This window comes from Pseudonocardia abyssalis, assembly GCF_019263705.2.
GTDB lineage: Bacteria > Actinomycetota > Actinomycetes > Mycobacteriales > Pseudonocardiaceae > Pseudonocardia > Pseudonocardia abyssalis.
On the sequence record NZ_JADQDK010000001.1, the window covers coordinates 5332091 to 5357001 of the forward strand.

Here is a 24911-nt window from a genome sequence, read left to right on the forward strand (position 1 = left end):
CACCCATGCCGAGTTGGTGGCTGCCGAGCCGAGCATCTGGCGCGACCAAGCCACCGCGTGGACCCGCCTGAGCACCCAGCTCGACGGGCAGGCGGCGGCGCTGCAGGGGCACAACCAGGACCTGTCCGCAGGCTGGCGCGGTGGGGACGCTGCTGCGGCGCTGGATCACAGCCGACGTGTGGTGCAGACCTGGCGCGGACGGGTGGACACCCTGGAGCAGGTGGGCCGGGTCCTGGCCGCGCACGCGGATCGGATCGCCACCGTGCGCGGGCGGGCGATCGCGGTGGCGCAGGCCGCCGGCCCGACCCACGAGATCGGGCCGGACGGCACCGTGAGCGTCACCCCACTGGCCATCGCCGGCGCGGTGCTCGCGCCGTGGCAGATCACGACCCTGCAGCAGCGCAGCGAGCAACTCGCGGCCGAGTTGACTCAGATTTTGGCCGAAGCGTCGCGGATCGACGCCGAGACCGCCCACGCGCTGCGCGCGGCCGGTACCCAGTCGCCCGGGTCTGGTGGAGGCAAGTCGCCGGCGGTGGTGGTGCCGGCGTCCTCGACTCCCCCGGCCGAGGTCGCGCGCTGGTGGGCCGGCCTCAACCCGGCCCAGCGAGAGCAGCTGCTCTCCACCGACCCGGCCCGCATCGGCGGGCTGGACGGGGTGCCCGCGGTCTACCGGGACCGGGCCAACCGGATCGGCCTGTCAGCAGCGCACGAGCAGGTCGCCAACGAACGCGACGCGGTCCTGCGTCTGCCACCGGGCGAGACGCGCGATACCGCGCTGGCCGCGGTCGAGGAGAAGGGCCGCGCGCTCGACGCGATCGAGCACCGGCTCACCGCGACCAGCGGCCCCCCGGCCTACCTGCTCGGCCTCGACACCACCGGCACCGGGCGGGCCATCGTCGCGGTCGGTAACCCGGACACCGCCGACAACGTCATCACCTACGTCCCGGGTACCGGGGCCCGCCTGGGCGGCACACCCGGGGACGTGATGCGCGCCGACGCCGTGGTCGAGGCAGCGCGGGCGGCCGATCCGGCCGCGAGTACCGCGGCGATCACGTGGGTGGGCTACGACGCCCCCCAGACCATCATCGACTTGCCGCCCGATGGCACCGACGCCACCAACCCCGACTACGCCCACCAGGCCGGGCCGGGCCTCGACCGGTTCCAGGACGGGTTGCGCGCCACCCATGAGGGGGCGCCGTCGCACAACACGGTCCTGGGGCACAGCTACGGTTCCACCGTGGTCGGCTACAGCGCCCGCGAGCAGGGCCTCGCCGTCGATGATCTGGTGTTCATCGGCAGCCCCGGCGTCGGCGCCGACACCGCCGCGGAGCTGGGTCACGATTCCGATCATGTGTGGTCGGGCCACATCGACAACGACCCGATCCAGTACGGGATCAGCCCGAGCGAGCTCCAGGTCGGGATCGGGCTGCCCGATCCCAGCCCGGGCGGGACCGGGCTCATCCACGGGGTCAACCCCAGTGATCCCGGGTTCGGCGCACAGGTCTTCGGCGCTCAGGACGGCAGCCTCGGCCCCGACGCCCACAGCCAGTACTGGGACCGCGACTCCGAATCGCTGCTCAACCTGGGGCGGATCGCCACCGGCAACTACGAGCAGGTCACCCGATGAACCCGATCACCCGAATCATCGCCGTCTCCGCTGCCGGCGTTCTCCTCGCCGGCTGCGGGGGCATTCAGAACCCGCTCAGCCCCAGCACCGACACCCCAGGAGCGCCCGTGCCGACCGTGACCTACAGCTACGCGGTGGATCGTGTCGAGCGCCTGATCTCCGATGCCGCGACATTCCTGACCCCGACCCCCGAACTGACCCTGATCGGGGACACCGACATCCCCTGCCTGGATCCCGGCGCGGACGGCAGCCAGTTCAACGGCCAGGTCCAGCCCGGCCGCAGCTACTTCCTCGCCGGGCTGCCCGCGGACCGCCCCACGTCCGAACTGGTCGCCGCGATGGCCGAGCACTGGGTCGCCCAGGGCTACCGCATCACCCGAGACGAGCGACCGCAGAACCAGACCATCGCGGCCGCCGACGATGCGGACTTCGGGATGACGATCACGGTCAATGCCCGCGGGGACGTCGCTCTCATCGCCTCCTCGCCGTGCGTGCAAGCAGACACCGCTGGCCAATGATCAGCGCGCAGGACTACTGACCGTCCCCGGGTTCCGCCGTTCCCGCGTCGGCATGCCCAGGTTTGACCAATCGGGCCCAACGTGTCAGTGCCGCGTGCCAGCATCGCGGGCATGATCCGCGATGTCTGGCTCAGCGCCGCCGACTGGAACGACGACGACATCACCGAGCCACCCTCCCGCCTCCTCAACCTCGCCGTCATCGCCGGACAGGCCTACATCGGCGTGCACATCGGCGACGAGAACGGCGACCCCGCCGTACAGCTCAGCGCAATCCAGGTGTCCGCGCGATCACTGCTGCTCGCGCTACGCGCCGCCCTGCACGACGACGACCACCCCAGCGGCGCCGGACCCGGCCTGCCCAGCGCGGGCCGGACGGGCGAGCTGCGGCCAGCCCACAGTCATCAACCCTGGACCGAGGACCTCGACACCCAACTCCGCGACACCTGGTTCGCCTGCACCGCCACCACCCCCGCCCCGATAATCGAGGAGATCGCCGAGGCGATGGGGCGCAGCACCAGCGGCATCCGAGCCCGCCTTCTCCGTATCGGCTGCGACCCAGACCGACCGGGCAGCGAGCAAAGCGACGACAGGGTCGACCCCCAGCCAGCCGAGTCCCAAGATCGCGACGAACCGGCCGAATCCGGCTGACCAGCCACAACAACCCGCCGGGAACAGGACCATCACGGCCGGCGTAACGATCACGTCCGGACGACGACGAGTGAGGGCACCCGCACCATCGCCGGAAGGTTCTGAATGCCCCCGCACATCCGCCGCGTCCTGCTCGCCTTGTCCGCGGCCGCCGCGACCGGTCTCCTCACCGGCTGCGTGCCCGCCGCCGAGGCATCCACGCCGTCGCCAGCACTCCCGGCTGACCCCGCGACGCCGCCCAATGCCGACGGCTTCTACATGTACTGCACCCCGATCAACCGCACCCCCGGCTACTACTGCACCTCCGTGAGCGGCCAACCCCCGATCCAAAACCCCCAGCCGACCCCGACCACTGATCCGGTCGTGCCGACCACGGAGCAGCCCCCGCAGGCGCCGACCACGGCACCACCGACCATCGACTCGCCGGTCCCGCCCGTCGCGCCCACCGACCCCCCGCCGCCTCCGATCGAACCCGAACCCACGCCCGGGACTGAGCCGGTGCCCGAAAGCGGTCCCGGCGAGGAGCCGGCCGCATAGTCAGCGTTGCGAGAGGCACGGGCAACCGCACGGGGCTTCGCCCCCGAACCGCCGGCCCTCACTCCGGCGGAGCAGACCCAATGACAAGCGCTGCGACAGGGGGTGGACGAGAGGTTTCGTCGACGCTCGGTCGCCTTAGGGATGCCACACTGGCGGCACGGTCTTGCTGCACACGCCCGTCCTACAGCGGAATCGAGGCAGCCAGCTACTAGTACGACGGCCATCTCCGGCATTCATTGCGACGCAGGGTAGGTTCGGCTGTTGCGCCCTAGCCGAGCTATTGAGGCGGGAGACGGCTTGCCTGAGAGCGCTGACGTGCCGAGAGGGAATCAAGCGTGAGGCCAACTGAGCGCGATAAATCGACGCTGTTGAAATTTGCATTCCGCAAGTCTGCGTTCGACAAGTCTGCGCGGTCGAGTGTTGCTCCAGTCAGATCAGCTCCATTAAGGACTGTCCCGCGCAGCTTCGCGCTCGTGAGGTCGGCGTTGGTCAGCCGAGCGTTGCCCAGCTTAGCGCTTGACAGCATTGCACCACCAAGAATGGCTCCTTCCAAGTTGGCATTCGACATGCGAGCGTAGGTCATGATGGCCCCTCCCAGAATAGCTTCCGAGAGATTGGCTCCCACGTTCAGTTGAGCGTGGATCATTCGCGCTGAGCGAAGATTTGCGCCAATCAGTGATGCACCGTTGAGGCGAGAACGTGAAAGGTCTGCGTACTCGAGCGAAGCACTATCCAGCTTCGCCCTCTCCAGGTTCGCATATGAGAGATCAGCTCGGGCCATATTGGCACCAGTAAGATTGGCATCGGACAGCCTTGCTGATTGAAGCTGTGCATCAGCTAACGACGACCCACGAAGGTCAACTCCTGCGAGATCGGCAAATTTCAAGTCGATTCCAGCGAACGATACGCCAACAAGTTGCGCGCCGGTCAGGTCGATCTGATCGTGCTCCCAGAAATCCTTCGGGGACACGCGACGGCGATGTCGTACAACTATCCGTTGAGCGGCGAGCCTAACCAACATTTCCTCGGCAGGGAAGTCGCCAGTTGGGGCACTCATTCGCAAGTATGCGCACAGCACATCCAGGCTCGTGCGGCGCTGATCTTGCGAGTTCTCGGCAAGGCGTTCGAGCGAGTAAAGCCCGGCTAGGCGAACAGTGACCTTCTCTGAGCCGATCATCTCGGCAGACTTGGCGTAGAGGTCGGTAGTCCGCCTATGGGCGGCGTCGAGTGCAGAATCTGTAGCCATCTGGCTTTGAAGCTTGAGTGTCGCTTCAGCTTGCCGCTCGCGCTGAGTGATGTCTCGTACACGGTCCACCTCGGCCGCCCGGAATGAGCGACTGGTCTCAGCCAATGATTTCGCAGAAATTTCGGCGGTCTCGGCGGCAATCTGCGAGTTCCGCGCATTTATTACGATAGATATAACTGCACCAAGGCCCGCGAGTGCCGCAAGAATGCTCGCGCGCGTTGTAACGATTGCGCTCGAACGAATCGCTTCTCGCTGCGTTATCACGGCTGGATCTTCGGATAGCGGGTCCGTAAGAATGGGATAGAACGAGGGAACTGAAATCCAGAGTGCCACCGCCCCGCCTAGAACTGTCAAGACAACTAGGATGGAGCGCCACCATCCCGCGCGTGTCATATCGACCCATGCAGAACAATAGTGCGCTTATCGAAGTCGACTCGACGGGAACCGAGATAATCCGGGCAATCCAGCAAGATCTCGGAAAATTGATTATCCGGAACGGTAGCAGACATAATGTGCCTCTCGCGCTGGCTTCGAAGCTCGGGCTTCGGCGTCAGTGGCTCTTCCAGCTTGCACGCGTAGGGTCGCGTCGGCTCTCCCCAGGTGTCCTGCCACAGTGGGCTCGTTCCCGTCAGGCTGCGTCCGGCTCCGGTGTGTTCGCTCCCGGCCGGGGCTGACCCTATCGGCAAGCTCCGACCAAAACCGAGTTGTGCACACAGCGGTAGTGGGGCTCGCGCGACGTGCCAAGCCTGGTGAGGGCACTCGGCTCGACAAGCGCCGTCGGGGTCTTGGTCGATCAAGACGCCGTCCGAAGGTTCTGGTCGAAGTCCCTAAACGCGCCAACATCGACCGGCTGTGTCGCTGAATCAGCCGGAGCGGCTGACAGGAGCGGCATACGTCGTTGCGTTGGCGTCGCCCAGATGGGTACGCTCCTGTGCCCAGATACCGCGTTGTCGCGAGGAGGTTTGAATTGTTGCGGCCGGACGAAATTGCGCCATTTCGTGCCGCAATAGCTGCGCACGGAGCGGGCGCGCTAGAGCGACGTATGACTACAATTGACTCGAAGAAGGACGATGAACTCGTCTATATCCCTTTCGAGCACGTCGAGCAGGGCGCCAAGCTCATATTGGTCGGCATCACGCCTGGGCCAAACCAGCTGCGCCTAGCGTACGACGAGGCTCGCCGTCGTGTCCAGTCCGGTGAGCACTGGGACTCTGTAGAGCGATCAGTAAAGCAGGTTGCTGGGTTCGGTGGATCGGCAATGCGGCCCAATCTGATTCGGCTACTACAACACTTCCGCGTGGCCGCCCTACTGGGTATTGCACACGAGGCGGATCTATGGGGTGCATCATCTGGCGCCCTGCACAGCACGTCCGTGATTCCGCACGCCGCCTTCAGGAGGGGCCACCCTTTTGCAGGAACATTTGACGAGGTGCGGCGAAGTTCGGTCTTTGCCCAGTGCTTTTCGAAAGACTTTTTGCCAACCTTGAGGGTGCTGGGTTCGGCTGCCCGTTACATAGCCCTCGGCCCAACGGCGCTAGACGCCTTGACCTGGTGCGTCGATGAGCAGCTGCTCGGCGCAAATCAGCTGTTGGGCGCCTTTCCGCACCCATCAACGTCCGGCGGAAGCCAGGTCGATTACTTTCTGCGGAAGAAGAGCCGCGATGACCTTCACCCGTCCGATCCGGTCCGCGCACGGCTCGATTGGCTGGATAAGGCGTACATAGAATTCAACGCTGCTCGCGAGGCGTGGGCCGAAGTAGAAATTTCCAGGGAATCGTCCGCCACCACAGTCTTGATTGACTTGGCGAGTTACGGGCAGGAATCGGCAATGAATCGCGGTGTGGGCCCAACTGAGGTGCAGCTCGAGGGTTCGAAGCGAGGTGCTGTGAGCAGTACGCCAGAACCGAAGATACTTCAGTCCGCACAGATCGAGACACCGCAGGTCTTGATGGGGTCGAAGTTCTCCTATGTGGTCGTGCGCGGACGGGATGCAGGGCTTGTGCTTCGGCCACATGAGCATGCCGACGGTTGTTACGTAGTAAGCTTTACAAGATTCAAGCGGGACTACGTCCGTGTACCTATCGGTGAACGCCTGTCGCCGTGGCTGAAGCGGGGATACAGCTTGCGAATGAGTGCACGTGGAAGGCCGCCAGTTCTGATATCTCCCGACAAGATCACCGGGTCGGATTGAGGGCGAAACCTTGTCTCGGATGCGTTGGGCTAATGCTGTCGGTGTCGGTGCTCCGGCCGCCACGCAGAGCACGACCTACGCGCGGTGCTCGCCCGGCGACCCGCGTCGGGTCATCGGCGACACCCTCACCGAGCGTCAGGCCACACCAGCGCGGCGCCACGCCGGCATCGCGGGCGGTCAACGCCCGGCGCCCGAGCCGGCCCACGCTCCCGCTGCCGCACCGCGTCGACGTCCGGGACCACCCGTGACGGCAAGACCAGCGTGGACATGAGCCGAGCCGAGTAATCGGCCAAACCTTGATGATGCGGAACCACGAACGACCCGGGCTCCGCCCGGACCCGACCCTCGCTCCAGTGGAGCCGACCACGACGAGCACGGCGAACGGGCCGTGGAGAGCGTGAGGGGTCGCGGTTCCACCGCCGACCAGGCGCCCAGAGGGATGCCACACCGACGGCGGGGCCGCAAGGCGAGACCACGACGGCGCCGGTGGGCCCGAGGCGAACAGCATGCCTCGCACCCACCGCCACCGCCGTGCCTTGCAGCCCCACCGACGGCGCAGCCTTGCTACGCACGCCCGATCGACGGTGGAACCGCTCAGACCGACCTATCCGGTGACGACCGGTACCCCGACCACGGGAACGCCGGGCCCCAGCCGAACGCTCCGGCCCCGACGCGACGCACCAGCCTCTGCGACAGACCGGCAGGCGCGGCCGGAGCTCCGCGGCCCCAGCGATGTCGGGGCAGCGTGCGACGCTGCATGTGGCAGCCGTTCGAGCCGCGCGGAGGCGTCAATGGAACAGAACCACTCGTCCCACCGGCCAGCGCAGTCGCCGCCCGGACGGACCTACCTGGACGTTCCCTTCACCGAGAAGGACGCCGCGAAGGCGCTAGGCGCACGCTGGGACCCAGCCGCGCGCCGCTGGTATGACCCGAGCCCGCCCACCGCCGGACTCGCCCCATGGGCCGCGCTGTCGCCGGTACCCGACCTGCTACCCGGAGAGGACCGCTCGTTCGGGGCCGGCCTGTTCGTCGACATGGTGCCGCGCTCGTGCTGGTTCACCAACGTCCGCACCTGCGTCTCCCCACAAGACTGGGAACGGATCCGGCGGATGATCACCCGGCGTGCCGGGCAACGGTGCGAAGCGTGTGGAGCGGTAGAAGACCGTTCCACGGCGCGCCGGCTGGAAGCACACGAGCGATGGGCCTACGACGCCCGGGCCGCCGTGCAGGCGCTGCGCCGGCTGATCTGCCTGTGCTCGGACTGCCACATATCCACCCACCTTGGGTACGCCAACGTCACCGGCCGCGCCGACCACGCCCTTGCCCACCTGCGCGCCGTCACCGGAATGACCGAGGCAGAGATCTCCCGCCACGTCCAGGCCGCCGGGGACCTGTGGACCAGTCGATCCGCGCGGCAATGGTCGCTAGACCTGAGCATGCTCACCGACACCGGTGTCTCACTCGCACGACCTGAGAAGGCAGCCGACCGATCTGCCGAGTCTGAGCGCGCTTTACGCAGGCAACACGAGGTGGGATCAGCAGTCGCCTTCCGCGCAGCATCGCCATTCGCCGGAGACGCCGCTCACGATCAGTCCACCAGGACAGCCACGATCCATGATTCGATGGTGAACATTCCGATCAGCAGCACTGGCCTAGCCAAGCAAGATCGGGATGAGTGGATGATGGCCAGAGGTCAGCCCGAGATTCTGTAAGTCCCTCTACTGTCGGCAATTGATCAGCACCAGGTTGTGTCACCAGCGATCCTCAGTGCTGTAGCGGTCAAATCGGAACCTGATCGGAGGTCTGATCTGAAAGTCGTAATTGCTACGTTACACGGAGAGGGTCCGAGCGATTCACGTAGAACGTACCCCCCTTTCGACGAGGTCGTGCTGCACTCCACCTGGATTGCTTTGAAGCGAGCAACCTCAGTCTCGACGGTACTGCATCCGGACTGAGTTTCCGGATAGATTGTGGAACGCACAGCATCGAAGGTGCTTCCCGTCAGTTGCTGAATCTGAACTAGCGCCGTGCCGACTTCGTTCGTGAACGTACAACTGTTAGGGGCCCCAGGATTCAGACTCACATCGATGGCCAGTAAACTGCTGACCTCCGCCGCGTCGATTGGGCATGTGAATGCATTGTCCTGAGCAGAAGCGTCGGCAGCCGTAGAAGGTACTGTAGTTCCGCCGATTGATGGCTGCCTGTCTGGGGCAGCTGAAGGCTCCCCCGCTGAGCAGCCTGACATCATCGCTATCACAACTATCAGCCCGAAGCCCACCCATGCCGTTGAGCTCTTCATAAAACTCCCGCCGCGAGAATTTGAGGCTTTCAAGAGATGCCACCTGCCGTAGGTCGGCCACATCGGCCTTGGCGTTACATATCCGATAGGGTCAGGTCGAGCGACTTGGCAAGCGCCTCGACCTTCGAGCCTTCCGATTCGTGCGTGTGCGCGGGTTTGCCCAAGGCGGCAGGATACGCCGTCCGTGCACGGCGGCTAGCCGCCTCGCTCTCGGCTGCCATCTCCTGTGTCGTCTAGGTCGGTGCGTCCTCGACGCCAAGGTCCTGGGGTAACGGGATCGGACCGAAGTACGACATCCGGTCGTGATGCACCGCCGCCCGGCCTGGGTCGTTGCTTCGGCACTTGTCATTGCCGCAGTACTCGCGCTCTCAGGTTGTGCGCAGGTCGACGAGCCGACGAACCGCCCAATCACCGCCGTGCCATCCGGAGCTGCAGTGACGTTGCCGGTCGATGACCGATGGTCCGTGTCGTTCCCCGCCGGTGCTGCCGGGCCGACCGGTGGTGAGCTGATGACCTCGCCGGCCCCACCCCCGCAGGTTCCTGGACTTGAGGTTCTCGCGTCCGCGCGCCTCACCCTCTCGACCGGACAGCCAACCGCGCCACTCACCTTCACCTACCGATTCGATGCCCCGCTGCCCGCGAACCAGGTCGTGTACCTACTCGACGACGACGGGGACGGCGATGCTTTCACCGCCGACCCCGCAGCCGGCCCAACGATGACTCCGACGCGGCTACGCCTGGCCGAGCTGAGCCCCGACCGGATGACCGCCATCGTCACCGGGGTCGATCACCTGAGCTGGAAGTCCTGGGTGTCCGACCGCCTCGACGACCTCACCGCCGAGATCGGGCGCCTCGCCGGCCTACGGTTCGACCCACCGGAATGTCAGGCGCCCAGACCCCGCTGGCTGACTGCGAACTTCGTGGAGGGCCCGAACGCTCCGATGCTCGTCTGTGTCGGGGCCGATCCCGCCGATGCCGACATCGGCGTTGTGAAGATCACGAACAATCGAGGAACCGGACTGGTGGTCACCTCACCGGTACGGCCGAGTTGGGCCTACGAGACGATCACCGGTACGGCCGCTGAGTCCTGGGCACCGGACCTCCTGACCGTGGTGCTCGGCCGGCTCGCGATTGACGCGGACGCACGCGACCGCACGTACCTGCTCGCCCCGGGACAGTCGGTGCACATCGGCTTCGCGCAGGATCGCTTTGACGGACAACCCATACCCGCCCGCATCGTCGGAACCGTGTCCCCCGATGCAGCGGCCTGGGGAATCCTGATGCGGCTACTGGAAAGGGAGCTCGGCACGAGTTCGACTGCTGCCGTGATGCTCGCACTGCTGGCCGGATGTGTGCAGGCAGCGGTTCCCGAGGACGCTGATGTAGCGTCCACCCTTCGTGCCGTCGCGGGACTTGCGACGTGCGCGCTTGAGCATCCGGAGCTCGTGATCGACGTCCTGAGCCGCACCGTGTCGGCCACCGCGATGGACCGAGCGATCAACGGTCTACTGTCCGCTCGGAAGCTGCTCACTCGCTATGCCGCGATCGGCGAACTAACCTTCCTCACGGTCGACCTCGCAACGACATTCGCCTTCTCGCGGGACGCGCTCACCGTGAACCTGTTCATCGCAAATGCCAGGCAAAGAGCACCTCGCCCGTTGACCCCGCAAGCCTCCGAGCCCGAACCTGCTGTCGAGACCTCAGGCTCGCTCTCAATAGCCGCAGACTGGGTCTCGCCCACAACCTTGCGTGTCAATCTCACGACCGAGGGGCCCGGATCGCCAGGCGAGCGGTGCGCGGTAGTCCTTGACGGCACCGAACGCTGGTCCGGCCCCTGCCCCATGCCGGGCGGGTCAATCCCGCCGACAGTCTCCGCAGACGGTAGCCAAGGCCACAGCCTGCAGGCCACAGCCACAGGAAACGGTTCCTCGATCAGCAGTCGGACAGTGACAGTCCCTGCATTCGGAACCTAGAATGGCCTACACGCCAAATTGCCTGCCCTGCAGGGATGAACCCGGGCCAACATTAGGTGATCACCACCAGCGAATCGGGTCAGTAACAATTCATGCACACGCTGCGACATCGTTCGTGGTCCGGCTCTTCTAGCAGAGGGTGATCACTGCCATGGGTCGTGCGGTCTGCCCCCAATGTGGCGGTTCGTCTACTCGGCGTATATCGCCTGAGTTAGTCGAATGTCTGTCCGATGTCTTGATTGGCATGAGGCACGTCTACGGCCTGCCTGCGCCGGTCTATGACTCTTGTGGCACCTTCTACAAGATCCCAGTTGATCCTGCAGCGTTTCCAAGTATCCCCTGTGCCGGGACAAATTGTGGGATTCCGGCACTCGGGTATTGCGCCGAGTGCGGTAACGGGTGCTGCGGTTTGCATAGCTCGATCGTTTCCCGACGTTTTCTGTGTCTGGAATGCTCGCGGAAGGAGGCGCAGGAGTCTGCGCGAAGGGCAAGAATCGCCGCAGCAGTAAAGGCTGACCTGGCCAAGAAGCACGCCGAAGAGCGGCAGCAGCGAGATGAGTTGGAAACACCTGGCTTTCCGCATGGCGCCGCTTCTGCGCTACAGGTGTCCCGCTCCCTGCAGGCGCTCGTCCCCAAGCGCACTAGACGTTTCACGGTGGGTGCCTCTATAATGGGGATTAGAAAGGAGCGGCTTGACGGCTGGGGTTTCGTTCTGCGCTGCGAGTCCAGGGAGAGTCGAGTAGCAATGTACGAAGAATGCAGCGGGATTGTGATCTTTGTTGACGGACGCTCGCTGAGCGTTCAGGGTTGGCCGCAGGTGTCCGGTAGGCGCATAAATATTGATTTAGCCTGGGCGGACTCGAACCGCTATTCGAGACTCGCCGCGGCTTCGGCAGTGATCTCCGAAGTCGATGTCCGATTGATTCGAGGACAAGTGCTTAGGTGGCAGACTGGGCGCGACGCCTAATTTTCACAAGGGGACTAGGCGACCTTCTGTCCCAGTCTCATTCGTAGCTTCGTTCTCGCTTGGACTGACGTCTTGATGAGCGATACGTGGGCATCAGATACGGGGACTCCCCGATGCGACGAAGCGCGAATCGGTCGGCGACGAACATGTGGGAATTTCGATACCTCATCGGAACGAGAAGGGGGTCGTGGGGTGCTCGATGGACTGAAGCCAGGAGAGCAGTTGACGCGAGTCGAGCTGCACCGGCGCTACGGATGTTCGACGCAAGGGGGTATCGCACCATCGAACGCATCCAAGACGGTCTGCTTCTTCACGGACCCCAAGACGGGGCACAGGCATGGCTACTACGACGGTTGGGGTGCTGACCAGCTATTTCACTATTACGGCGCCGGTCAGCGAGGAGATCAAACACTCGCGGGGATGAACAGCGCGATCGTTACGCATCATGACAAGGGTCGAACTCTCGAATGCTTTCGAGGGTCTCGCGGACTAGTCACGTATGTGGGAGAGTTCGAACTAGTCGACTTCTACTTCACAGACGCACACGAAACAAGCAACCCCGATGTCATTCGGCAAGTTGTGGTGTTCAAATTGCGACCGCTCAATGAAGTCAACGTCGACCTGCCCCCATTGCCGTTCACGCCAAGACTCTCGGCCCAGGTCGAGACTGTCCCTATCGCGGAGCAGCACACCGAACGCGCCTATGTCAGCCCAGACCGCGAGCCCTACGAAGCCGAACTCAGCGAAGCCAAGCTAGTCGGCCGCTACTGCGACTATCTGCAGGCTATAGGTCATAGCGTTGGCCGCCTGCGCGTGCTGCCCCCCGGCGAATCGCGCCCGATCTATAGCGACATTTGGGATTGCACAACACGGGAACTCGTTGAAGCTAAGAGCAGTGTCACCCGTGATCACCTCCGCCAAGCAGTCGGACAGTTGCTCGACTACGGTCGCTTCGCTGATGCGACGACGCACGCCGTCCTTGTGCCGTCCCGGCCACGCGCTGACCTGTTGGCTTATCTCGGCGCTGCCGGTGTCTGCGTCATCTATCCGGACGGGAGCGGTTGGAAAAGGGTCGACAATGCGAGGTAGTGGATTCACTCCTGAACCGCTACCGATTGGTGAATGGGTGACGTCGTTCGTATCGAGAGCGAGCTGTGGTGTCGTATAGAAGGACGGCACCGGGTACGGCTGGATAGCGAGGCGATCCACGGCTCGACCGACGTGACTTTCGCCAACTGGGACAACGCCGGCGGCCACCCTCGCCATCACCCCGACCAAAGCGGCGTGAGTCCCTACGCGGGGGTTGCATCTCGACCCTCACCGCGTCAGCGAGGTGGCGGACGGCTCGACGGATCCCAATGGGCACGTCGCGCCCGGCGTTCAGTTCGATCGCGGTGCAGCGCAGGATCTCGCCCAGCCGGCGCGCGATGACCGGTGCGTCGATCCCCGGGTAGTCGTCGAGCAGGTCGGCGATCACGTGCAGAGCTCGAGCCTCGTCGGCCTCGAGGCCCGTGACCTTCGCGGTTCGGTCGTAGCGGCTGTTACTGCCCACAGGGCACCCCTCACGTCGACGCTTTGATGCTTGGTCGACCGTGAGGGAAGCGCGGCCTTGCGATGCTACGGCGCGAGTCACTCCGGAGACCAGGGCCACGCCCGGAGCGCCGACTGCGACGGCTCGGTTGACCCCGTCTGACCTACTCGTCTGTCCCGGGACCGTCGTCGAGCAATGCTTGAAACCTGTGGATGACCGGAGGGGCCGTACCCTTCCGGTGATCTTGAGGCCATCAAGCAAGATCGGCGCGCCAACGCCGGTCGGAAGGGTACGACCCGTGCTCACCGTAGTTCCTGGAGCTGCCGACGCAGATGAACCCCACCGGGACGGCGGCTCGCTGATCGACGAGCTGGTCCGCGAGGGCGCCCGCCGGATGCTCGCCGAGGCTCTGCAGGCCGAGGTCGACGACTACATTGCCCGCCACGTCGGCGAGCGCGACGAGCACGGCCGCCGGCTGGTCGTGCGCAACGGCACCCACCAGCCCCGCGAGGTGCTCACCAGCGCCGGCGCGGTCGAGGTGACCGTGCCGCGGGTGAACGACCGGCGCACCGACCCGCAGACCGGGGAGCGGGCGCGGTTCTCCTCGGCGATCCTGCCGCCCTGGTGCCGCAAGACCCCGAAGATCACCGAAGTGCTGCCGCTGCTCTACCTGCACGGGCTCTCGACCAGCGACTTCGTGCCCGCCCTGGGCCAGTTCCTCGGCTCGACCGCCGGGCTCTCGGCGCCGGTGATCACGAAGCTGACCGAGACCTGGAAGGCCGAACAGCGCACCTTCGCCGCCCGCGACCTGTCCAGAGCCGACTACGTCTACCTGTGGGCCGACGGGATCCACGTCAACATCCGCCTCGAAGAACACAAGCTGTGCCTGCTCGTGCTGATCGGCGTCCGTGCTGACGGGCGCAAGGAGCTCGTCGCGCTGGCCGATGGCTACCGCGAGTCGACCGAGTCCTGGGCGGACCTGCTGCGCGATGCCGCCCGGCGAGGGATGCGCGCCCCGGTCCTCGCGGTCGGAGACGGCGCGCTGGGGTTCTGGGCCGCGCTGCGCGAGGTGTTCCCCGCGACCCGCGAGCAGCGCTGCTGGTTCCACAAGATCGCCAACGTGCTCGGCGCCCTCCCGAAATCCGCGCACCCGGGGGCGAAGAAGGCACTCGCGGAGATCTGGAACGCCGAAGACCGCCGCCACGCCCTCGACGCCGTGAAAGCATTCGAGGCCGCCTACGGGGCGAAATTCCCGAAGGCGGTCGCGAAGATCACCGACGATGTCGAGGTGCTGCTCGCGGTCTACGACTTCCCCGCCGAGCACTGGATCCACCTGCGCACCACGAACCCCATCGAGTCGACCTTCGCCACCGTCCGGCACCGCACGAAGATCACTCGCGGTCCCGGCTCGCGGGCAGCCGGGCTGGCGATGGCGTTCAAGCTCATCGAGGCCGCCCAGGACCGCTGGCGCGCCGTGAACGGCCCACACCTGGTCGCGCTCGTCCGCGCCGGCGCCCTGTTCGTCAACGGCAAGCTCGTCGAACGACCCGACGACCACCACCAACCGGAAGCCGCCTAAAGATCTTCATCCACAGGTCTTGACTATTGCTCACCGTCGTCCTATCCGTAGCTCTCGCAGCCACGTCCGTCGTTGTCGTCGCCGTCGAGCCTGAACTCGTCCGGCCCGGTCACGATCACCAGCTTCCGAATGTCCCCGCAATCGAGATCCGGTCCATCCGGTACGCACGGTGTGTAGCTGGGGTGGCAGTTCGCATCGTCCGGCTCTCGGGGCTCCGGCACGGGGGCCGCTTCAGGTGCGGTGCGGGGCGCCGGCCGGGGTGCTGGAGCAGGGTCAGCAGGCGGGATGGGCCGCGCGACGGTGGCGGTTGGCGCCGTGCTCGTGGCTGGTGGAAGGAAGGTGCAGTCCCGTGGGCCGTCGTCGAGGCGTCTCATCTGCGCGGTGTACGCCGCGGACGCATCGCCGCCTTCATAGACGCCGGTGTGCTCGAACCCGATCATCGCGCTCCCGAAGTCCCGTCCGTCGGGGGTTGTGACGTAGCGCAGGTGGCGTCGATAGACGTCGCGATCGACCCCAAGCTCTCCACGCAGCGACACGGTCTGTCCCACACGGAGCAGCTGCTGAGCGTCCGAGCGCGCCTCCAAACCGGAATGAGTGATGAGCTCGCAGGAGTCGATGCCCAGCACGCGCACGACCCGGCCGTCGGCCAAGGCAAGGGTGTCGCCGTCGACGACGGAGGCGACGACGCCGATCGCGTCCTCTGCGACGCTCGAGGAGCCGACTCCGGACGTCGAGGTCGGTTGGTCGCCGGTCGCTGATCCACCGCCGCCGGATGCGTCGTCGGCCGATGCTTCGGAGGCGACGGGGCTCTGACTGCTCTCGCTCTCATCTGCGTTGTTGCAGGCACCCACTATGAGCAGGACCGCCAAGCCGCCCACCACGAACTTGCCTATTCCCACACTGACCTCACTGACGACGAACCGGACACCTTCCTGTCGTCGGTCGGGGCCAAGATGTTGCAGCTGCCGCAGTAGCGTTTCTGTGGTCGCCCCCTGGGCCGGACGTCCGTGGCAGCCCTTGCCGGGTTGAGCCCGACAGTCACTCGTCGTGAGCAACGTCTGAGGGGCATCTGTGCCACGGGATGTGCCGCGAAACCGTTGCGAACGGAGTGCTTGGACGCATCCGACGAGGCTCGTTCGCCGAACATCGGCGCAGGTAGATGCCCTGTCAGTCATCGAGCGGACGTCTTGTAAGCGAAAGGTCGTCGGTTCGATCCCGACCTCCGGCTCCAGGTCTGACCAGCAGTTTCTCTGCTGGCAAGATCGTCTCTGCGACAGTCGTGCCAGGGGATGTGCCGCGAACCGCGGGACAACTGGCGTCATGGCAGGGCGTCCGGCGGTCGGCAAGGCCCGCGCGAGAGGCAACATCGGCACTCTCCGTAGCGGTGCTCTGAGGGTGCGTGCGTACGCCGGCGTCGACCGGTGACGGGGAAGCGGCACGACCTGGTGGCGATCATCCCGCCTGGCCCGGATGCCAAGCGCGAGGCGAAGCGCACCCTCGACCGGTTCCTGCACGAGATCGCGGAGAAGCGGAACCCGCGCACCTCTGCGACGGTCGAGCAGCTCCTGGCTTCCGCACCGTCGACGAGGTTGTGGTGACCCCGGAGTCGGCCTTGCTGAACATCCGCAACATCGGCCCGAAGTCACTGGCCGCGATTCAGGATGTCGCGACCGCGTACTCGGCTGGTCTGCTTCATCCGGAGTCCGGGTCCGAAGGCTCCAGCGACAACACGATCGGCGACCTGTACGGCATGACCACCGACCAGCTGGTGACGCTGTGGGCTTGACGGTTCGAGACTGCAGCGTCGCGGCGTGCTGGCGACCTGTACGAGCTCGCCAGGCGAGCCTCCGGTTCGCTGACACGCGAATCCGTCGGTTCAACGCCAGGTCCGCGTCGCAGGCCATGAGTTGTCTCCGTTGCGACCGGCGAAAGTCGACGGGACGCTGAGCCCGCCGGCGGCTTTGCCCTCGCCCGCCTGCTCGTTCAGCCGTAGCTCTCGCACCCTCGCCCGTCGTTGTCGTCGCCGTCGAGCCTGAACTCGTCCGGCCCGGTGACGATCACCAGCTTTCGGATGTCGCCGCAGTCGAGGTCCGGTCCGTCCGGCACGCAGGGTGTGTAGCTGGGATGGCAGTTCGAGCCGGTCGACTGGCTGGGTGCGGGCGCGGGTGCAGGTGCAGGTGGAGCCGGCTCGGGTGAGTACCGAGGGGCGGGTCTCGGCGCCGGGACCGGATCGGCCTGGGGTGTCGGCCGCGCAGTGGTGGTGGTCGGCGCTGCGCTCGTGGTCGGCGTCAGGAACCTGCACTCCCGCGGCCCGTCGTCGAGGCGACGCAGCTGCGCGGTGTAGGCCGTGGAGGCGTCTCCACCCTCGTAGATCCCCGTGTGTTCGAAGCCGATCATCGCCTGCCCGTAGTCCCGTCCGTCGGGCAGCGAGACGTAGCGGAGGTGGCGGTAGTAGATGTCGCGGTCGACTCCTCGTTCCGAGCGCAGGCTGACGGTCTGCCCCACACGCAACAGCCTCTGGGCGTCGGCCCGGGCCTGCCGCCCGGAGTGGGTGACGGTCTCGCAGGAGTCGATGCCCAGCAACCGCACGGTTCGGCCATCGGTCAAGGAGAGGGTGTCGCCGTCGATGACTGACGCGACGACACCGGTCTCGTCGTCGGCGACTGCCGACGAGCCCACCCCGGACGTCGACGCCGGTGCGACGTCGGCAGCCGATCCGCCGAGGCCGGTCTCCTGGTCGATCCCTGATGCCGTCGACGCCTCGGCGGGAAGCGCGGGCCCGTCCTTTCCTGCGTCGTTGCAGGCCCCCATCACGAGCAGCACCGCCACAGCTCCCAGCACGACCTTGCCTATGCCCACACTGACCTCACTGACGACGAATCGGACATTCTCCTGTCGTCGGTCGCGGTCGAGACGTTGCACTCGCGCGCGGGTTTCCTCGGTGATCAGTCCTAGATTGATCGCGCGGCGCACGAGCCGGGCCCGGCCGCGGTTACTCGTCGTGATCAGCGGCTCGGCCGCCGGTGTGCCACGGGATGTGCCGCGACATCGTTGCGGACGGAGTGTCTGGGCGCACCTGGTGAGGTCGGCCCGCCGAGCATCGGGCCCGTGCCACGGGATGTGCCTCCGGGCCGGGGCGCGCCGCCGTGTCTCGAACGATTGACAGTCGATAGAATTACATCGATACTCGCCCTATGACGACACGTCGGGCCGTGGTGCCGCTGGGAGTTCTGCTCGGACTGCTGCTGCTCGTCGTGACGGTCGGCCAGGGTGCCGTGGTGTACCAGGGGTGGGTCGAGCTGAGTTCGGGGGAGTCCTTCGACCTGTCGCGGCCGGGCTGGGCGATGCTGGCGGTCACCCTGCTGGGCCTGTTGTGCGTGCAGGTGGTCATCGTCTGCACGGGGAAGCTGCTGTCGATGGTCGCCCGCGACAGCATCTTCAGCGACGGGGCGCTGCCGTGGGTGGACGCGATCGTCCGGGCGATCGTCGCCGGGTGGGTGCTGCTGCTGTGTGCGGCGGTGCCCGTCTACGTCGTCGCCGAGCTCGACGACGCCCCCGGCCTGGCCGCACTGCACCTGGTGCTCGTTCTCGTCGGAGCGGCCGTGGGGTTGCTGATGGTCGTCATGCGGGCGCTGCTGCGGCAGGCGACGACGCTGCGGGTCGACATGGAGGCGGTCATCTGATGGCCATCGTCGTGCGCATCGACGTCGAGCTGGCGAAGCGGAAGATGAGCGTGGGCGAGTTCGCCGAGCGGATCGGACTCACCCCGGCGAACGTGGCCGTGCTGAAGAACGGCCGCGCGAAGGCGGTGCGCTTCAGCACGCTGGAGGCCATGTGTCGGGTGCTCGACTGTCAGCCCGGTGACCTGCTGGAGTGGGTCGACGACGAGCACGCCGCATCGCAGGGTGTCGGCCGCGAGGCTCGCGCATGATGCGCCCCCGATGCGGTTCTCGCCCGTCCGGGAGCGGCGGGACGGCCGTCGTCGCGCCGAGAGCTCGACGTGGCGCGCGCGGTGGCCCGTGGGCGCACGAACTGCAAGGTCGTGGAGGTGCTCCACGTGAGCACCTCCGCCGTCAGGACGCACATCACGACCGTTCGGAGCAAGCTCGTGGTCCGCAACCGGGTGGAGATCGCCGTGTGGGCGTGGGAGCACGGGCTGGTGCCCTGATCCCTCGGCGCCGTCTCAGGCCGCGCCGGTGAGCCGGGCGTAGACCACGATGTTGTCCTCGTAGTTCCCCGTCCCGTCGTCGAACTCCCCGCCGCAGGTGATCATGCGCAGCTCCGCGGCGTCGACGTCGCCGTAGACGGCGTCGGTGGGGAAGCTGTCCTTGGCGTACTGCTCGACCCGGCCGACGGTGAAGACGGCGGTGGTGCCGTCCTCGCGCCGCACCCGGACCTCGTCGCCGGGTTCGGTGTCGCGCAGGCGGTAGAAGACGCCCGGCTCGCCCTTCCAGTCGACGTGGGCGGCGAGCACCGCAGGGCCGAGCTCGCCGGGGGTGGGCGACAGCGAGTACCAGCCGGCGGTGGTGCCGTCGGGTGGGACCTCCATCGTGCCGTCGGGTTGCAGGCCGAGGTCCATCATCGCGCTGTCGACGCCCAGGGCCGGGATGATCACGCGCTCCGGGCGGGACTCGGTCAGCACCGTCGGGCCCTCCGCCGGTGCGGGGGTGGCGGCCGGTGCGGCCGCGGGCGCGGGCGCGGGGGTGGCCGGCTGCGGGGTGCCGCAGCCGGCCAGCAGGAGCGCAGCAGCTGCGCCCGCCACCAGGTGGCGGGGTCGGAGACGCACGCTCAGCGGGCGGTGTGCGCGCGGCGCCGCGCGGCCGCAGCGACCGCACCGACCACGAGCACCCCGCCGATCAGGAACGGGGCGGGCTCGGAGCCGGAGGTGCCGTCACCGGTGTCGACCCCGCCGCGGGGCACGACGGCGACCTGGGAGTCGTCGGCCTCCACCGGTGCGGTGGTGGGCGCGGCGGTCTCCTCGGGCTGCTCGTCGACCGGGTCGGTGGTCTCCGCCGGGGTGGCCGAGCCGTAGTCGTAGTTCTCGCAGGCCTGGCCGTTGCCGTTGGCGTCGAGGCGCTCGGGGTCGCCCGGGAGCAGGGCGGCCTGGGCCTCCTCCTGGGAGGAGAAGTCCGCGCAGTCGCGGTCGCCGGGCTGGGCGATCGCCACGCCGGCGAGCGGGAGCATCACGGCGGCGGCCGCGACGAGGGACACGGTGAAGGTACGGGGGCGCATGGTTCCTCTACGTCGAGTTCGGGGAGCGACGCACTCCGCGCGCGCGGGACGACGCACGGCGGGAGCGCGTACGACCGGCCTTCGCCCCGACTGCGGAACGTGTTACACCCGTCACTCGGCGCTTACGGTCGCCAGGACCTCAGCCAGATGGTCTGCGGCGACCGGAGCAGGTCGGACAGGGCGGCCTCGGGCACCACGGCGTCGGTGTCGGTGACGACGTAACCCTGCTCCCCGCTCGTCGACAGCGATTGCCCGATGACGTTGACGCCGGTGTCGGCGAGCAGCTGGTTGATGCCGGCGAGGACACCGGGGCGACTGGTGTGCAGGTAGCCCATCCGGAACGCGCCGGCCGGCGTCGGCGGGGCGACCTGTGGGAGGTTGACGGACAGGGCGGTGGCGCCGGCCGCGGCGAAGCCGATCAGCTTGGTGGAGACGAAGTGGCCGATCTCCTCCTGCGCCTCCTGCGTCGAGCCACCGACGTGCGGGGTGAGGATGACGTTGTCGAGGCCGCGCAGCGGTGACTCGAAGGCGTCGCCCTGGGCCTTGGGCTCGATCGGGAAGACGTCGATCGCCGCGCCCGAGAGGTGGCCGGACAGGATGTGCTCGCGCAGCACGGCGTCGTCGACGACCATCCCGCGCGAGGCGTTGATGAACACCGAGCCCGGCTTCATCTTCGCGAACTGGTCGGCGCCGAAGAGGCCGGCGTTGCCGGGCCTGCCGTCGACGTGCAGGCTCACGATGTCGGCCTGGGCGAGCAGGGCGTCGAGCGAGGGGACGCGGCGGGCGTTGCCGTGGGCCAGGCGGTCGGCGGTGTCGTAGAAGATCACCCGCAGCCCGACGGCCTCCGCGACGTTCGAGAGCTGCGTGCCGATGTTGCCGTAGCCGACGATGCCCAGCGTCCGGCCGCGGACCTCGTGGCTGCCCTTGGCCGACTTGTCCCACACGCCGTCGTGCATCCGCTGGGTCTTCTCCGGCAGCCGGCGCGTCAGCGTGAGGATCTCGCCGAGGACCAGCTCGACGACGCTGCGCGTGTTGGAGAACGGCGCGTTGAAGACCGCGATGCCGCGCTCGGCGGCGTCGGCCAGGTCGACCTGGTTGGTGCCGATGCAGAAGCACCCCACGGCCAGCAGGTCCTTGCCTGCCTCCAGCACGCGGGACGTGATCTTCGTGTTGGACCGGATCCCGAGCAGGGACACTCCCGGCAGCTCGTCGAGCAGCTCGTCCTCGCTCAGGGAGCCCGAGCGCACGTCGACCTCGAAGCCCGCGGCGCGGAACGCCTCGGCCGCGACCGGGTGGATGTTTTCCAGGAGGAGCACCTTCACCGGACCAACGTAGACCAGGGCCCTCCCGTCGTCGGAGACCACACGATCGGGTGACAGCATGTGGTTACCGAAACGCTGCAGTGGGTAACTTCGATGGAGGGCGTGAGACACCCGATCGGAAGGAGCCCCGATGAACACCCACGTCACCGGCGTCGGAGCGTACGAGGCGACCGACCGCGAGCTCGATGTGATGAACGCGCTCCGGCGCCTGCGCCCGGCGCTCGACCCGGAGCCCGGTGCCCGCGAGGCCGCGAAGAACCGCCTGATGATGGTGCTCACCGCGATGAAGCCTGAGGTCGTGCAGACCACCGGGGCCCGCCTGCACCTGGCGGGCTAGACCGGCACGACGAACACGGCCCGGTGCCCGCGCCCGGCCAGCCAGCTCTCGCCCTGCGCTCCGAGGGCGAACGCCGCCGTCGCGTCGACGTCGACGACGGTCAACGAGTCGCCGACGACCGTGACCGACGCGATCCCCTCCGGCGGCCGCCCCGTGCGCCCGTCGACGATGTGGTTCCCCCGCCGTGCCGCCCCGGACGTGGCGACGGCGCCGGTGTGCAACGGGACGACCGCCGCGATCCGGCCCGGGGCGTGCGGGTCCTCGACGCCGATCCGCCACGGCGCGGCGTCCGCGTCGAGGGTGCGACAGACGATGTCGCCGCCCGCGGACAGGCAGAAGTCGGTGTCCGGCAGGGCGCCCAGGTGCACCGCCGCGCGTTCCGCGGCCCAGCCCTTCACGACCCCGGACGGGTCGAGGGTGCCGTCGGGGCGGTGGACGTCGAACGCCCCGTCCGACGCCCGGCGCGCGGCGTCCCCGATCCCGAGCACCTCGGCGACCTCCGGCGGGCAGTCGGCGAGCGCGATCTCGCCGCGTCCGAGCCGGGAGATCACCGAGCAGGGCCGGTAGGTGCTGAAGACCCGGTCGGCGCCGCGTAGCACGCTCAGCGCGTCGGCCCAGGCCGCGGCCCCACGGGCGTCGGCGGCGTGCCGGCCGCGCAGCGCGACGCTGATCGGCATCCCCATGACGTGCTCGACGTGCCGGATCACGCCAGGCCCGCCTGGTCGATGGCGCTCTGCAGCGACTCGAGGTAGCCCTCGGAGGTGACGGTCGCCCCGCTGACCATGTCGACGTCGGCACTCTGCGCGCCCAGCGTCTCCTGCACCAGCACCGGCAGCGCACGGGCGTTGATCCGCTGGTCCTTGTCGTTGCCCTGCGGGTACTGCACGACGTCGACCGCGGTGATCACGCCGTCGGCCACGGTCAGCTGCACCTGGACCGGGCCCCACCGGGTCTGCGCCACCGAGCCGGTGACGGTGCCGGACGACGTCGCGGACGGGGACGCGGGGGACGGGGACGTGGGGGACGGGGACGTGGTCGACGGGGCCGCCGCGACGGCCACGGCGAGGTCAGGGCCGGACGTCGAGGTCCGGTAGCCGAACAGCAACGTCACGATCGCGATCGTGCTGAGGAACCACGCGCTGACGCGTCGCACGCCGCTCACCACGCGAAGGTCTCGACGTGCAACTGCGCGGCGGGCAGCCCGGCCGCGGCGAGCGTGCGCCGCACCGACGCGGTCCACTCCTCAGGGCCGCACACGTAGACGTCGCGCTCGGCGATGTCGGGCACCCAGCCGAGCAGTGCGGTGCGGTCGTCGACCGGTCCGGAGCAGAGCCAGGAACCCGGGGCCCGGCGCGGGCCCGGCAGGTGCAGCACCCGCAGGCCGCGCTCGTGGGCGAGGACGTCGAACTCACGGGCGAACAGGGCGGTGCCGCGCTGGATCAGCACGGCGTCACCGGGGGCGTAGGGCAGGCCCTCGGCGAGCGCCCGCAGCGGCGTGACGCCGACGCCCGCGCCGACGAACGCGAGCCTGCGCCGCGTGCGGGGCCGCTCGGTGAGCCGCCCGTAGGGCCCCTCGACGACCACCCGCGTGCCGCGCCGCAGCGCCGCGACCTGCGCGCTCCCGTCGCCGAGCGCCTTGACGGTGATCCGCAGGCTGCGCCCGTCGGGAGCGGCGGAGAGCGAGTAGGGGTGGGCGCGGGTCCAGCCGGGCCCGGTCAGGAAGCGCCACGTGAGGAACTGCCCGGCGAGGACCGGCAGCCGGTCGAGCCGGCGGCCGGTGACGTAGACGGAGACGACGTCGTGGTCCTCCCGCACGACCGAGGTGACGCGCAGGTCGTGGCGCAGCGTCCGCGCCACCGGCGTCCCGACGCGGAACACCAGGATCGCTCCGGCGGCCGCGGCCCACAGCGTCCACCAGTAGACGGTGGCGGCGGTCGAGGACAGGAACTCCTGGCCGGTCCACAGCTGGTGCGGCAGCGCGAGCCCGACGCCCAGGTAGGCGTAGAGGTGCAGCAGGTGCCACGACTCGTAGCGCAGGCGGCGCCGCGCGGCCCGGACGCTGGTGACGACCACCATGACCAGGCAGGCCGTGCCGGCCGCGGCCAGCAGCATGCCGGGGTAGGTGACGGTGAGGTCCCAGAGCGTGCCCGGGACCTGCGCGAGGTCGCCGGCCGCGTAGCCCCACGAGATCAGTCCGATGTGGGCGAGCATCAGCGTGAACGACGTGAAGCCCGCGAGGCGGTGCATCCGGGCGAGGCGGTCCTGCCCGACGGCCCGCTCGACGACCGGGATGCGGGCCATCAGCAGGACCTGCACCAGCAGCAGGTCCGACGCCAGGAGCCCGGTGAGCCGCCCGAGCGAGGTCGGGCCGTCGGCCCAGCCGGAGAGCGCGGGCCCGCCGCCCGCGGCCCACAGCCCCGTGACGACGAGCAGGCTCGCGCCGACGAGCACGGCGGCCGCGGTGCGGGCCGTCGCGTCCGTCCGGGCGGCCCGGACGTCGATCGCGTCCCGGGGTGCGTCGAGCAGCGCGGTCACGTGGACGTCCCGGTCCCGGTCCCGGTCCCGGTCCCGGTCCCGGGGTCGGCGGAGTCGTCGTCGCGGCCCGGCCCGCCGCGGAACCCGCCGGGCCCGCCGTCGCGGTCGGGCTGGACCGACGTCGGCGCGCCCGGGGCGGCGGTCGCCTGCCCGATCGCGAACCCGCCCGCCCCGCCGACGAGCAGCAGCCCGGCGACGGCCGCGGCCACGACAGCGCGTCGGCGGCGTCCCGGTCGCGGAGCGGCCGGGGGCACCTGCTCCATGACGTCGGTGGAGTGCTGGTCGTCCGCCGTCGGCTCCCATCGGGACCCGCCGGCCGGCTGCTCGTCGCTCACGACTGCTCCTTCTGCTCGGTACGCCCAGGGTGGG

At 67.9% G+C, this 24911-nt stretch carries 23 protein-coding genes and 1 pseudogene; 14 read left to right on the forward strand and 10 right to left on the reverse strand.

All coding sequences use genetic code 11. The annotated features are described in order from the left end of the window. The first annotated feature begins 16 nt into the window (after positions 1-16). The 3 genes from I4I81_RS26195 (at position 17) to I4I81_RS26205 (ending at position 2793) form a co-directional block, all read left to right on the forward strand. The gene (locus tag I4I81_RS26195) at positions 17-1627 is read left to right on the forward strand and encodes an alpha/beta hydrolase (RefSeq protein ID WP_218601026.1); all 1611 of its coding nucleotides are present in this window, start codon (positions 17-19) and stop codon (positions 1625-1627) included. Continuing rightward, on the forward strand, positions 1624-2145 hold the full coding sequence (locus I4I81_RS26200; protein ID WP_218601025.1) for a hypothetical protein: 522 nt from the start codon (positions 1624-1626) through the stop codon (positions 2143-2145). Before I4I81_RS26195 ends, I4I81_RS26200 begins: the two co-directional genes overlap by 4 nt. An 87-nt stretch (positions 2146-2232) precedes the next feature. After that, complete coding sequence (locus tag I4I81_RS26205) at positions 2233-2793, forward strand: hypothetical protein (protein WP_226363580.1); 561 nt, start codon at positions 2233-2235, stop codon at positions 2791-2793. Positions 2794-3607: 814 nt separating this feature from the next. Here the strand turns inward: I4I81_RS26205 and I4I81_RS26210 are convergent. Continuing rightward, entirely contained in the window at positions 3608-4840 is a 1233-nt protein-coding gene (locus I4I81_RS26210) for a pentapeptide repeat-containing protein (protein ID WP_218604077.1), read from the reverse strand. A gap of 778 nt (positions 4841-5618) precedes the next feature. On the opposite strand from I4I81_RS26210, the gene I4I81_RS26215 reads away from it, so the two are divergent. From I4I81_RS26215 to I4I81_RS26235, 5 genes are all read left to right on the forward strand, one after another. Next, positions 5619-6767 (forward strand): hypothetical protein, encoded by a 1149-nt coding sequence (locus I4I81_RS26215; RefSeq protein WP_218604076.1) that lies wholly within the window; start codon positions 5619-5621, stop codon positions 6765-6767. Positions 6768-7558: 791 nt separating this feature from the next. Further along, the gene (locus tag I4I81_RS26220; protein WP_218604075.1) at positions 7559-8479 is read left to right on the forward strand and encodes a DUF5710 domain-containing protein; all 921 of its coding nucleotides are present in this window, start codon (positions 7559-7561) and stop codon (positions 8477-8479) included. 889 nt (positions 8480-9368) lie between these two features. Continuing rightward, positions 9369-11039 carry a hypothetical protein gene (locus I4I81_RS26225; protein WP_218604074.1) on the forward strand — a complete coding sequence of 557 codons (1671 nt, stop codon included), beginning with the start codon at positions 9369-9371 and terminating at the stop codon, positions 11037-11039. Positions 11040-12198: 1159 nt separating this feature from the next. After that, positions 12199-13095 (forward strand): SRA domain-containing endonuclease, encoded by an 897-nt coding sequence (locus I4I81_RS26230; RefSeq protein WP_218604073.1) that lies wholly within the window; start codon positions 12199-12201, stop codon positions 13093-13095. Between the two features lie 740 nt (positions 13096-13835). Then, a complete protein-coding gene (locus I4I81_RS26235; protein WP_218606453.1) occupies positions 13836-15116 on the forward strand; it encodes an IS256 family transposase in 1281 nt (426 codons plus the stop codon). 41 nt (positions 15117-15157) lie between these two features. Here the strand turns inward: I4I81_RS26235 and I4I81_RS26240 are convergent, their stop codons facing one another. Next, entirely contained in the window at positions 15158-16015 is an 858-nt protein-coding gene (locus I4I81_RS26240; protein ID WP_218605695.1) for a thermonuclease family protein, read from the reverse strand. A gap of 522 nt (positions 16016-16537) precedes the next feature. On the opposite strand from I4I81_RS26240, the gene I4I81_RS26245 reads away from it, so the two are divergent. Together I4I81_RS26245 and I4I81_RS26250 are read left to right on the forward strand one after the other, a co-directional pair. Continuing rightward, complete coding sequence (locus I4I81_RS26245) at positions 16538-16714, forward strand: hypothetical protein (protein WP_218605696.1); 177 nt, start codon at positions 16538-16540, stop codon at positions 16712-16714. Further along, positions 16711-16902: a hypothetical protein gene (locus tag I4I81_RS26250; protein WP_218605697.1), complete on the forward strand. Its 192-nt coding sequence runs from the start codon at positions 16711-16713 to the stop codon at positions 16900-16902. Before I4I81_RS26245 ends, I4I81_RS26250 begins: the two co-directional genes overlap by 4 nt. A 197-nt stretch (positions 16903-17099) precedes the next feature. Here I4I81_RS26250 and I4I81_RS31290 read toward each other — a convergent pair whose 3' ends face one another. Then, positions 17100-18089: a thermonuclease family protein gene (locus tag I4I81_RS31290; RefSeq protein WP_218605698.1), complete on the reverse strand. Its 990-nt coding sequence runs from the start codon at positions 18087-18089 to the stop codon at positions 17100-17102. Positions 18090-18310: 221 nt separating this feature from the next. On the opposite strand from I4I81_RS31290, the gene I4I81_RS26260 reads away from it, so the two are divergent. From I4I81_RS26260 to I4I81_RS26270, 3 genes and pseudogenes are all read left to right on the forward strand, one after another. After that, entirely contained in the window at positions 18311-18799 is a 489-nt protein-coding gene (locus I4I81_RS26260) for a DUF2975 domain-containing protein (protein WP_218605699.1), read from the forward strand. Then, on the forward strand, positions 18799-19047 hold the full coding sequence (locus tag I4I81_RS26265; protein WP_218605700.1) for a helix-turn-helix domain-containing protein: 249 nt from the start codon (positions 18799-18801) through the stop codon (positions 19045-19047). Before I4I81_RS26260 ends, I4I81_RS26265 begins: the two co-directional genes overlap by 1 nt. A 63-nt stretch (positions 19048-19110) precedes the next feature. Beyond that, positions 19111-19284, forward strand: a pseudogene (locus I4I81_RS26270) (response regulator transcription factor); the annotation flags it as partial. Positions 19285-19299: 15 nt separating this feature from the next. Here the strand turns inward: I4I81_RS26270 and I4I81_RS26275 are convergent. The 3 genes from I4I81_RS26275 to serA form a co-directional block, all read right to left on the reverse strand. Further along, entirely contained in the window at positions 19300-19908 is a 609-nt protein-coding gene (locus tag I4I81_RS26275) for a class F sortase (protein WP_504959513.1), read from the reverse strand. Further along, on the reverse strand, positions 19905-20348 hold the full coding sequence (locus tag I4I81_RS26280; protein ID WP_218606127.1) for an excalibur calcium-binding domain-containing protein: 444 nt from the start codon (positions 20346-20348) through the stop codon (positions 19905-19907). Before I4I81_RS26280 ends, I4I81_RS26275 begins: the two co-directional genes overlap by 4 nt. A 122-nt stretch (positions 20349-20470) precedes the next feature. After that, the gene (serA, locus tag I4I81_RS26285; RefSeq protein WP_218606126.1) at positions 20471-21670 is read right to left on the reverse strand and encodes a phosphoglycerate dehydrogenase; all 1200 of its coding nucleotides are present in this window, start codon (positions 21668-21670) and stop codon (positions 20471-20473) included. 130 nt (positions 21671-21800) lie between these two features. On the opposite strand from serA, the gene I4I81_RS26290 reads away from it, so the two are divergent. Continuing rightward, the gene (locus I4I81_RS26290) at positions 21801-22007 is read left to right on the forward strand and encodes a hypothetical protein (RefSeq protein WP_218606125.1); all 207 of its coding nucleotides are present in this window, start codon (positions 21801-21803) and stop codon (positions 22005-22007) included. On the opposite strand, the gene I4I81_RS26295 is transcribed toward I4I81_RS26290, so the two are convergent. From I4I81_RS26295 to I4I81_RS26310, 4 genes are read right to left on the reverse strand one after another with little or no spacing between them, the layout of a single operon-like run. Then, the gene (locus I4I81_RS26295) at positions 22004-22714 is read right to left on the reverse strand and encodes an FAD:protein FMN transferase (RefSeq protein ID WP_226363581.1); all 711 of its coding nucleotides are present in this window, start codon (positions 22712-22714) and stop codon (positions 22004-22006) included. The genes I4I81_RS26290 and I4I81_RS26295 overlap by 4 nt on opposite strands. After that, positions 22711-23160 (reverse strand): FMN-binding protein, encoded by a 450-nt coding sequence (locus I4I81_RS26300; RefSeq protein ID WP_218616628.1) that lies wholly within the window; start codon positions 23158-23160, stop codon positions 22711-22713. The genes I4I81_RS26295 and I4I81_RS26300 overlap by 4 nt, the downstream gene beginning before the upstream one ends. 5 nt (positions 23161-23165) lie before the next feature. Beyond that, on the reverse strand, positions 23166-24542 hold the full coding sequence (locus tag I4I81_RS26305) for a ferredoxin reductase family protein (RefSeq protein WP_226363582.1): 1377 nt from the start codon (positions 24540-24542) through the stop codon (positions 23166-23168). Next, entirely contained in the window at positions 24539-24877 is a 339-nt protein-coding gene (locus I4I81_RS26310) for a hypothetical protein (protein ID WP_225924703.1), read from the reverse strand. Before I4I81_RS26310 ends, I4I81_RS26305 begins: the two co-directional genes overlap by 4 nt. Positions 24878-24911 lie beyond the last annotated feature (34 nt).

Coding starts and splice junctions, on each gene's coding strand:
- I4I81_RS26200 (WP_218601025.1), top strand. CDS start 1,624: ATGAACCCGATCACCCGAATCATCGCCGTCTCCGCTGCCGGCGTTCTC.
- I4I81_RS26215 (WP_218604076.1), top strand. CDS start 5,619: ATGACTACAATTGACTCGAAGAAGGACGATGAACTCGTCTATATCCCT.
- I4I81_RS26220 (WP_218604075.1), top strand. CDS start 7,559: ATGGAACAGAACCACTCGTCCCACCGGCCAGCGCAGTCGCCGCCCGGA.
- I4I81_RS26260 (WP_218605699.1), top strand. CDS start 18,311: ATGACGACACGTCGGGCCGTGGTGCCGCTGGGAGTTCTGCTCGGACTG.
- I4I81_RS26265 (WP_218605700.1), top strand. CDS start 18,799: ATGGCCATCGTCGTGCGCATCGACGTCGAGCTGGCGAAGCGGAAGATG.
- I4I81_RS26280 (WP_218606127.1), bottom strand. CDS start 20,348: ATGCGCCCCCGTACCTTCACCGTGTCCCTCGTCGCGGCCGCCGCCGTG.
- I4I81_RS26290 (WP_218606125.1), top strand. CDS start 21,801: ATGAACACCCACGTCACCGGCGTCGGAGCGTACGAGGCGACCGACCGC.